The sequence below is a fragment of the Candidatus Polarisedimenticolia bacterium genome (genome assembly GCA_035764505.1).
Lineage (GTDB): Bacteria > Acidobacteriota > Polarisedimenticolia > Gp22-AA2 > AA152 > AA152.
Map to the genome: position 1 here is coordinate 1 of DASTZC010000260.1, position 9676 is coordinate 9676.

The 9676-nt window shown below is 67.1% G+C and carries 8 protein-coding genes; 6 read left to right on the forward strand and 2 right to left on the reverse strand.

The window, feature by feature from the left end; genetic code table 11:
* Positions 1-151 precede the first annotated feature (151 nt).
* Positions 152-2563 (reverse strand): protein kinase, encoded by a 2412-nt coding sequence (locus tag VFW45_16855; GenBank protein HEU5182458.1) that lies wholly within the window; start codon positions 2561-2563, stop codon positions 152-154.
* On the reverse strand, positions 2560-3405 hold the full coding sequence (locus VFW45_16860; GenBank protein ID HEU5182459.1) for a 5'-3' exonuclease H3TH domain-containing protein: 846 nt from the start codon (positions 3403-3405) through the stop codon (positions 2560-2562). The genes VFW45_16855 and VFW45_16860 overlap by 4 nt, the downstream gene beginning before the upstream one ends.
* A gap of 129 nt (positions 3406-3534) precedes the next feature.
* Here VFW45_16860 and VFW45_16865 point away from each other — a divergent pair, with 129 nt between their 5' ends.
* Genes VFW45_16865 through VFW45_16890 form a run of 6 tightly spaced genes read left to right on the forward strand, consistent with a single transcriptional unit; the run spans position 3535 to position 9506 of the window.
* A complete protein-coding gene (locus VFW45_16865) occupies positions 3535-4617 on the forward strand; it encodes an MFS transporter (protein HEU5182460.1) in 1083 nt (360 codons plus the stop codon).
* Positions 4618-4619: 2 nt separating this feature from the next.
* Positions 4620-6893 carry a molybdopterin oxidoreductase family protein gene (locus VFW45_16870; GenBank protein ID HEU5182461.1) on the forward strand — a complete coding sequence of 758 codons (2274 nt, stop codon included), beginning with the start codon at positions 4620-4622 and terminating at the stop codon, positions 6891-6893.
* A 7-nt stretch (positions 6894-6900) separates the two neighbouring features.
* Positions 6901-7578: a 4Fe-4S dicluster domain-containing protein gene (locus VFW45_16875; GenBank protein HEU5182462.1), complete on the forward strand. Its 678-nt coding sequence runs from the start codon at positions 6901-6903 to the stop codon at positions 7576-7578.
* 10 nt (positions 7579-7588) lie between these two features.
* Positions 7589-8242 (forward strand): Rieske 2Fe-2S domain-containing protein, encoded by a 654-nt coding sequence (locus VFW45_16880; GenBank protein HEU5182463.1) that lies wholly within the window; start codon positions 7589-7591, stop codon positions 8240-8242.
* 5 nt (positions 8243-8247) lie between these two features.
* The gene (locus VFW45_16885) at positions 8248-8475 is read left to right on the forward strand and encodes a DUF6755 family protein (GenBank protein ID HEU5182464.1); all 228 of its coding nucleotides are present in this window, start codon (positions 8248-8250) and stop codon (positions 8473-8475) included.
* The gene (locus tag VFW45_16890) at positions 8475-9506 is read left to right on the forward strand and encodes a tellurite resistance/C4-dicarboxylate transporter family protein (GenBank protein HEU5182465.1); all 1032 of its coding nucleotides are present in this window, start codon (positions 8475-8477) and stop codon (positions 9504-9506) included. Before VFW45_16885 ends, VFW45_16890 begins: the two co-directional genes overlap by 1 nt.
* Positions 9507-9676 lie beyond the last annotated feature (170 nt).

Consider the following 9676-nt stretch of genomic DNA (forward strand, 5'->3'; position numbering starts at 1 on the left):
GAAATCGAGTTAACACCGAGGCCGTCGAGCCGCCCGGATCGCAAGGCGCGTCGAAGCGCCGCGTACCCAAAGCGGTACGCAAGCGAGACGCAACGCAGCGAGGCGGGATGGATCGACGGCCGAATGTAACGCGATTTCCGATACGCGACACCTAGGGAGCGGCGTGGGCCAAGGCGTCGCGGCCGGTGCGCCGCAGCAGGTCGCCGAAGCGGGGATCGCTTCGCAGGGACCCGAGACGAGGGTCCACTCCCAGGTAGGCCAGGACGGTCGAGCGCTCCTGGAACGCCTTTTCCAGCCATTCGAAGGCCTCGTCGGTCTCTCCGAGGCCGGCGTGGATCAGCGCGATCATGTAGGAAGGCACGTAAGCCTTTCTGGATTTCTCCTGCAGCCCCGCCAGGATCGCCCTCGCCTCGGCCGGCTTTCCCGCGACCCCGTAGACATGGCCGAGCGATGCGTCGGAGTTCAGGCTGGATGAAATCGATACGGCCTTGCGGATGGCGGCGATCGCCTCCGGGTACATCCCCTTCTGCTCGTAGACCAGGCCGAGGGCCCAATGAACGGTCGACCCTTCGGGGTTCTGCTTCTCGATCTCGAGCAGCTCGCCGAGCGCCTGGTCGTAACGGCCTCCGAAATACGAGAGCAGCGCGAGGTTCGTCCTCAGCAGCGTGGAGCGCGGGTCGAGCTCCTCGGCCCGGCGTATTTCGTCGATTGCGTCGTCGATCCGTCCCGCGGCGGCCAGGAAGCGGCTGTAGGAAAAATGCACCGCCGCATGGCTCGGACGCAGCTCGAGCGCCTTGCGGAACTCCTGCTCGGCGGCTGTCCAATCCCATTCGTAATAGGCGTGGATGTAGGCCAGCGAGGCGTGCGCCTCCGGCAGATCGGGATTCAGCTCCAGGGACTTGCGGGCGGCGGAGCGGGCCTGCGGGAAGACGTCTGCCGGCGAGAGGGCGCTGTAGAAAGGCAGGACCGCGTAGTACTCCGCGATCCCGGCATAGGGAGCGGCATAGTCCTTGTCGATCGCCAGCGCCGCGTTGAACTGCTCGAAGGCCTTCTTCAGGCTCTCCTCCGTGCCCTGGTCCAGGAAATAGCGCCCCAGGAGAAACGCCTCGTAAGCCTTCGTATCGACTTTCCGGCTCCTCGACAGACGCTGCTGCTCCGCGGTGGTGAGCTTCGCCTCGACTTGCCGCGCCACCTCGCGCGCCACTTCCCCCTGCAGCGCAAGGATGTCGGTCATGTCCCGCTCGAAAGTCTTCGTCCAGATTTGCGTGTCGGTCCCGGCATTGACCAGGCCGGTCGTGATCCGGACGCGATCGCCGGCGCGCGCCACGGTCCCCTCGAGCACGACGTCGACACCCAGCTCCCGCGCCACTTCCGGCAAGGACTTGGTGGAGCCCTTGTATTGCATGGCCGAAGTCCCCGAGATCACCTTGAGCGCGCCGATTCCGGCCAGATTGGCGGTGAGCGCTTCCGTGAGGCCGTCGGCGAAGTAGTCCTGGCGCGGCTCCGGGGAGAGGTCGCGCAAAGGCAGCACCGCGACCGAGGAGATCCTTCGAGCGGTTGAAGCCGGTGCAGGGGGGCGGTTCCAGGCGCGGTTCGCCACGACGGCGATTACCGCCAGCAGGGAAACGCCGGCGATGGCCAGCCATGCGGCGCGGCGCCGGCGCGGCGCCGCCCGGCGCGTAACGGAGGGTTGTCCGGCGTGTGATGCCGCCGCGCATTCCTCCAGGTCGAAGACGAGGTCCGAGGCGGAGCGGACGCGCCGGGCGGGATCCTTCTCGAGGCAGCGGCGCACGATGCGCTCGAGGCCGGGAGCAAGCTCCGGATCGGCAATCGAGAGAGCCGGCGGCTCCTCCTTGAGAATGGCCGACACGGTATCGGCGGCGGACTCGCCCCGAAAAGCCCGCCGGCCCGCGAGCATTTCGTAGAAGACCGCTCCGAAGGCGAATAGATCGGATCGCTCGTCGGCCGGACGGTCGCGCGCCTGCTCCGGGGACATGTAGCCGACGGTGCCGAATATCGCTCCCGCATGCGTCTCGAGCGTCCGGGTGGGCGCCTCTTCCATCTCGCCGGGTCCAAATGCCTGCGGCACCAGCTTGACCAGTCCGAAATCGAGAATCTTGACGTGGCCGCCGCGCGTCACGAACAGATTCTCCGGCTTGAGGTCCCGGTGCACGATCCCTTTCTCGTGCGCGGCGGACAGACCTTTCAGGATCTGCAGGCCGTAATCGATCGCCCGGCGCAGCGGCATCGGGCCTGCCGCGAGAGCGGAGCGCAGCGTCTCCCCTTCCAGGAGCTCCTGGACGATGTACGGCGTTCCCTCGTGCACGCCGATGTCGTGGATGGAGACGATGTGCGGGTGATTGAGTGCACCGGCCGCCCTCGCCTCGCGCTCGAAGCGGCGCAGCCGCTCGGGATCGCTCGCAAAGGTGGCGGGCAGGATCTTGATCGCCACGTCCCGGGAGAGGCGGGGATCGGTTGCCCGGTAGACTTCCCCCATCCCTCCCGCCCCGACGGGTCCCACGATCACATAGGGACCGAGCCGCGAGCCGGACGAGAGTGTCATGACGCTCCTTCATCGAGCAGGGTGGCCGCGGCGCCGCGGGCCCGCTCGAGCAGCCGGTCGTCGCCGATACGCTTCGCCCATCCCTCGAAGGCCGCGGTCGGTCCGCGCCATTCCAGCTCATCCACGTGCGCGAACAACGAGGCGTCGGTGCGCAGCGTCGCCAGCTCCTTGAACTTGAGAGCCAGCGACCGGTTCTCGCCCAGCACCTGGGGCGGGAATTGCTCGATCGGTCCGTAACGGTTCAGCAGCCGGGCCGCGGTCGATTTACCGATGCCGGCAATCCCCGGATAGCCATCCTGAGCATCGCCCACCAGCGCCAGGAAGTCGGGAATCAGCGCCGGTCCCACCCCGAACTTCTCGCGGACACCCGCTTCGTCCCGGATGATATTGCGCCGGCGATCCACCTGCACGACCCGCGCTCCCCGGACACACTGCGACAGGTCCTTGTCGTTGGCCCAGATACAGATCTTCTCCACCGCTTCGTCCTGGGCGGCAGAGTGCGCGGCCGAGGCCAGAGCGTCGTCCGCTTCCAGCTCGACCATCGGCCAAACGGCCACGCCCATCGCCGCCAGGGCCTCCTCCAGCGGATGGAACTGGGCCCACAGCGCAGGCTCGATCCCTTCGCCTGTCTTGTACTCCGGCCACAGCTCGTTGCGGAACGATTCGATGACATGGTCGGTCGCCACCCCGAGATGAGTCGCCTTCTTCTCGATCATCTGCAGGACCGTGTGGAGCATCCCCGCCACCGCTCCCAGCGGCCGGTCCTTCCCGGTGGTGAACTTCCTCAGGCCGTAGAAATGGCGGAACAGCTCGTAAGTCCCGTCGATCAGATGGACGATCATGAGGGGGCCAGGCCACCCCGGGGTCCTACGCGGCCGTTTTCGGCACGTCGGAGCCTCAAAGCGGTCCGGATCTGCTCTGGATCATATGCGGCCATCGACACCCGCGGTCTATAATGCGGCGGCAAGAACATGAGGCTTCTCATCGCTCGTGAAAAGGTGAAGGCGACCGGCTGGGGCCTGTTGTTCACGGCAGTGCTGGCCTTCCTGATTGTCGCCGGCTCACGACGGCTGGAGCATTTCGACGCCGCCCTCGTCGGCTATACCTTCGCCACCCTGTTCGCGACCTTCGGAATCACCTACCGCTACGCCATGTGGCTGCAGCGGCCGCCCACGCGCCTCTACTGGCGCCGTGGCTGGCAGGTGTTCGCCAATCCGCGCCTCGCCGGGCACAACCTGGCCGCCTTCCTGAGGCGCTTCTTCCTGGAGTTCGGCGCGAACCGCTTCATCTTCCGGCGCGGCCGCCTGCGTGGCCTGGCGCACTGGCTGATCATGTGGGGTTGCGTGATCGCCGGAATGATCACCTTCCCGCTGGTCTGGGGCTGGATCCACTTCGAGAATGTCCCCGGCAATGCCGAGTTCTATCGCGCCTTCCTGTTCGGGTTTCCCGCGCTCACCTTCCCCGTGGAGTCCTGGCTCGGCTTCGTCCTGTTCCATGGGCTGGCATGGGCTTCGTTTCTGGTCATCGCCGGGGTGATGCTGGCCTTCCGACGGCGCATGATCGACCACGGCGCCGCGGCCGCCCAGCAGTTTGGGCAGGACGTGCTGCCGCTCGTCCTGCTCTTCGCCATCAGCATGACCGGATTGATGCTCACCGCCAGCTATACGTGGATGAAAGGTTACGCCTACGACTTTCTGGCCATCCTGCACGCCGTCACCGTCATCTTCACCCTATTGTACCTGCCGTTCGGGAAGCTTTTTCATGTCTTTCAGCGCCCGGCGCAGCTGGGGGTGGCTTTCTATAAAGAAGCAGGCGCTCGGGGCGAGCAGGCCCGCTGCCGGCGCTGCGCAGCACCGTTCGCCTCCATTGCGATGGTGCGCGATCTGATCGAAGTGGAGCGCGACCTCGGATTCTCCTATGGCATGGAGACCGGCGGCGGCGCGGCGCACTACCAGGAGATCTGTCCCCGCTGCCGGCGCGCCCTGCTCGGCCTCGCCCAGGGGGCTCTCTGGGAAGGCCGTCCGGAAAACAGCGCTTCGTTCCCCGAGGTCTAGAAATGGCCACTGTCCCGGTCGACGATCGGCAAATCATCCGGCGCTACGGACCGCACCTTTCGTCCATGGCCGGCGTGCGTCTCTCCACCAGCGTCGAGCCCGAGCGTCTCGTCAAGACGCATTGCTGCTTCTGCGGCCAGCAGTGCGGCCTGCAGCTGAAGGTGCGCGACAACCAGGTCATCGGCTTCGAGCCGTGGGAAGAGTTCCCTTTCAACCGCGGCATGCTCTGTCCCAAGGGAATCAAGCGCTACCTGCAAGGCTCGCATCCCGACCGCCTCACGACAGCCCTGCGGCGCGACCCGGCGGATCCGCACGGATTCCGCGCCGTTCCGTATGAAGAAGGAGTGCGCGCCACCGCCGAAGCCCTGGCGCGCATCCAGCAGAGCCATGGGCCGGCGGCCGTCGGAGTCCTGGGCGGCGCCAGCCTCACCACGGAGAAGACCTACCTGCTCGGGAAGTTCGCGCGTGTCTGCCTGCAGACGCCGTTCATCGACTACAACGGCAGGCTCTGCATGGTCAGCGCCGGGGCGGCCAACAAGAAAGCCTTCGGCATCGACCGCACCACCAATCCCTGGTCCGACATGGTCGGGACCGAGGTGATCTGGGTCGCCGGCTCGAATGTCGCCGAATGCTCTCCGATCACCACCAACTATCTGTGGCAGGCGCGCGAGCAGGGAGCCCGGCTCATCATGCAGGACCCGCGCATCACCCCCGCCGCCCGCACCTGCGATTTGTACCTGCCGGTGAAGCCTGGGCGCGATGCCGCGCTGTTCGCGGGCGTCCTCGCCCTGATGATCGAGAACGGCTGGGTCGACGAGGAATTCATCGCGACCCGGACGGTGGGCTTCGATCAGGTGGCCGCCTACTGCCGCGACTGGACGCCCGCGCGCACCGCGGAGGTCACCGGGGTCCCGGAGCGCTCGATCCGGCAGGCGGCCGAATGGTGGGGCCAGGCCCGCAGCAGCTTCCTGTTCCACGCTCGCGGCATCGAGCACCATTCCAACGGGGTGCAGAACGCGCTCGGCACGATCAATCTCGTCCTCGCCTCGGGGCGCATCGGCAAGCCCAAGTGCGGCTACGGCACCATCGTCGGCCAGGGGAACGGCCAGGGGGGCCGCGAGCACGGCCAGAAGGCGGACCAGCTGCCGGGCTGGCGCGACATCGCCAATCCGGAGCACCGGCGCCACATCGCCGGGGTCTGGGGCATCGACGAGAAGGACCTGCCCGGCCCGGGTGTCGATGCCTACGAGCTGTTCCGCAAGATCGACGCCGGAGAGATTCGCGGCCTTATCTCCATCTGCTTCAACCCAAAGGTCTCGCTGCCCGATTCCGGCTTCATTACCCGCTGCCTCGAGAAGCTCGATTTTTACGCCGCCATCGACTTCTTCCTCAATGACACGGCCTGGCACGCGGACGTCGTCCTTCCCGGCAGCCTGCACGAGGAGGACGAGGGAACGGTGACGCAGGTGGAGGGCCGCGTCATCAAGATCAACAAAGCGGTGGAGTGCCCCGGGGAGGCGCGCGAGGACTGGCGCGTCCTGCAGGACCTCGCGGCGGCGCTGGGGCGCCCGCACGGCTTCACCTTCCGCAATCCGCGCGAGATCTTCGAGGAGCTGCGCCGCGCCAGCAAGGGCGGGGTCGCCGACTACTCGGGGATCACCTACGAGAAGATCGAGCGGCAGATGGGAGTCTTCTGGCCCTGCTACAGCGAGGACCCCGAGACCGGGCAGAGTGTCGCCGACCATCCCGGCACCCCCCGGCTCTTCGAGCCGGGAAGCTTCAACCCCGTCGCCCGCGGTGCCGGACCTTTCTATTTCCCGGACGGGAAAGCGCGCTTCAACGTCGCCGAGTACCGGCCACCCGTGGACGACGCGGGGGGCGACTACCCGATCTACCTGACCACCGGCCGCGTCGTGAGCCAGTTCCTGTCGGGAACGCAGACGCGCCGCATCGGGCCGCTGGTGGACCAGTACCCGGAGCCGCGGCTCGAGATCCATCCGCGGCTGGCCGAGAAGCTGGGGATCCGCGATGGCGACTGGGCGACGGTCGAGACACGCCGCGCGTCGATGACCCTGCGCGCCCTCGTGGCCGCCACCATCCGCCCCGACACGGTGTTCGTTCCCTATCACTGGCCGGGCCCCAAGAGCGTCAACCGGCTCACCGTGGCGGCCCAGGATCCGATCAGCAAGATCCCGCAGTACAAGGTGTGCGGCTGCCGCGTGCGCCGGGCGGAAGGTCCCCCTTCCGAGATCGCCGGCCTCGAGCCGCAGCAGTAAGGACGCGATGGCCAAGCCGGATCATCTCCAATTCTTCATCGACCCGGGCCGCTGCATCGGGTGCCAGGCTTGCGTGCAGGCCTGCACCGAGTGCGACACGCACCGGGGCACGTCGATGATCCATCTCGAGTTCATCGAGCGGGGTCGCAGCGTCCAGACCGTGCCGGTGGTCTGCATGCACTGCGAGCAGCCGACCTGCGCGGAGGTCTGCCCGGCCGACGCCATCAAGCGCACCGGGGACGGTATCGTGCAGTCGGCGCGCAAGCCGCGCTGCATCGCCTGCGGCAACTGCGTGCTGGCCTGTCCCTTCGGAGTGCCGGAGGTCTACGAGGATCGCCAGATCATGATGAAGTGCGACATGTGCTACGACCGCACCAGCGTCGGCAAGAAGCCGATGTGCGCCACCGTGTGCCCGAGCCAGGCGCTGTTCTTCGGGACCCTCGAGCAGATCGAGCAGCTGCGTCCCCGATCGGCCCCGCTCAATCGCTTCCGGTTCGGGGCCCAGACCATCACCACCCGCGTGCACATCATGATTCCGCGTGGCGACGCCGGGAGAGGGGACGGGCTGGACGTGAGCGGTGCGCTGCAGAAGCATCCCGGCTCCCGCGCGCCGCGCACATCGCAGCCGGGAACCGTGGCCGACCGCGCGGTGGAGCAGGATCCCTTCGAGGAGATCTCTCTGTGAAAGGAGCGGCATGAGCGGAGATGGCCCGGAAGACGACCCGCGCTCCCCGCTGGATCCTCTCCTCGACACGCCCCGGCGCGAGGGGCTGACCGGCACGGCGCCGGCGGACCGCTACAAGCCGGTGGCCGATCCGGAGCTGGTCACCACGCCCCCGGACGGCCGGCCGATGGAGCTGCAGCCCGCCTGGCGCACCGATTTCCCCGTCGACTGGCCACAGGATCACTACGTCGAGCGGCGCGATTTCATGAAGTTCATGATCCTGACGAGCCTCGCCTTCGCGGTGGGACAGGCCTGGATCGCGGCCATGAGCTGGCTGCGCCGGCGGCGCGACCGGCATCCCGAGCTGCGCATCGCCCGCATCGACGAGGTGCCGGTAGGGGGAGCCATTGAGTTCGCCTATCCGGAGCCGCACGACGCCTGCGTCCTCGTCCGGCCGCGCGAGGACCTGCTGATTGCCTACAGCCAGCGCTGCACCCACCTGTCGTGCGCCGTGCGCCCCCAGGTCGATCGGGGCGTCTTCCATTGTCCCTGTCATGAGGGGCGCTTCGACATGGAAACCGGCAGACCGCTGGCCGGTCCGCCGCGGCGTGCCTTGAGCCGGATCGTTCTGGCCAATCGCGGCGGCGCCATCTATGCGGTGGGCGTGGAAGAGAGGACCATTTGATCCGCGTGCGGCGCCCCTTCAGCCGGAAGCAGCGCGGCACCATCCTCGCCGGCATGCTCGCCTTCGTGATGCTCCTGGTGGTCTTGCAGCTCTGGCTGCTCAGCGCCACGATGAACGCCTACCTGGGCGGCGACGAGTCGGTCATCTGGCCCGCGACCGTCGCCAGCTTTCTTTGCCTCTTGCTGAACGGCGGATTGCTGCGCTACCTCTACAAGCTCGACGGCACCCGCTGATGGCCGCTGTGTCGTCCCGCCTCGAGGCCGTGGCGACGCTGCACCCTGCGTCCTTCGCGCTGGTCATGGCCACGGGAATCGTGTCGATCGCCTGCCGCCTGCAGGGCTATGCCATGCTCGCCGGCGCGCTGTTCGCCGCCAACCTCGTCTTCTACCTGGCTCTATGGGGATTGATCCTGCTGCGCCTGGCGCGCTACCGGGATCGCCTGGCGGCCGACCTGCAGCATCATGGCCGCTCGGTCGGCTTCTTCACGATGGTTCCGGCGACCTGCGTCCTGGGGAGCCAGACCTGGATTCTCGGCGCGGCCTGGCTTCCGGCGGCAGCCCTCTGGGGGCTCGGAATCACCTTGTGGGCCGGGCTCACCTACTCCATCTTCACGGTGCTCACGGTCAAGCAGACCAAGCCGACGCTGGAGGAAGGAATCCACGGCGGCTGGCTTCTGGCGGTGGTGGCGGCGCAGTCGGTCGCGGTACTGGGCGGCCAGCTGGCCCAAGGCTTCGGCGAGAACGCCGGGCGCGTCTTGTTCTTCTGCCTGGCGATGTGGCTCGGTGGAGGAATGCTCTACATCTGGATCATCTCCCTGATCTTCTACCGCTACACCTTCTTCGTCATGAGCCCATCCGATCTCACTCCCCCGTACTGGATCAACATGGGAGCGGTTGCCATCTCGACGCTGGCCGGAACGACCCTGGCGGGCGCGGCGGAACATTCCGTGCTCCTGGGCGACCTGCTGCCGTTCATGAAGGGATTCACGCTGATGTTCTGGGCCACGGCGACCTGGTGGATCCCGATGCTCCTGATCCTCGGCGTCTGGCGCCACGTCGTCCGCCGACTGCCCATCCGCTACGACGTTCTATACTGGGGGGCCGTGTTCCCGCTGGGCATGTACTCCGTCTGCACGTTCAGGCTGTCCCAGATGATCGGTGCTCCCTCCCTGCTGGGCCTCTCCCGCGCTTTCCTGTTCGTCGCGCTCGCCGCCTGGACCGCCGCCTTCATCGGGATGTCCCGGCAGATTGTCTCGCCGCGCTGACCGGAAAGAGCGCTGCTTCCGCTTTTTTTGAATTCCCAGCCTGGTGCCGCTCCGCGAATGGAAGGGTCGGCTCCCGCGGATCTTCTTATTCGCGGCGAATCCTCGCGTCACGAAGGGTTCTGAAGCGAAGAAAGAAAAACCGGCGACCAGGAGGTACAGGCTCCTGGTCG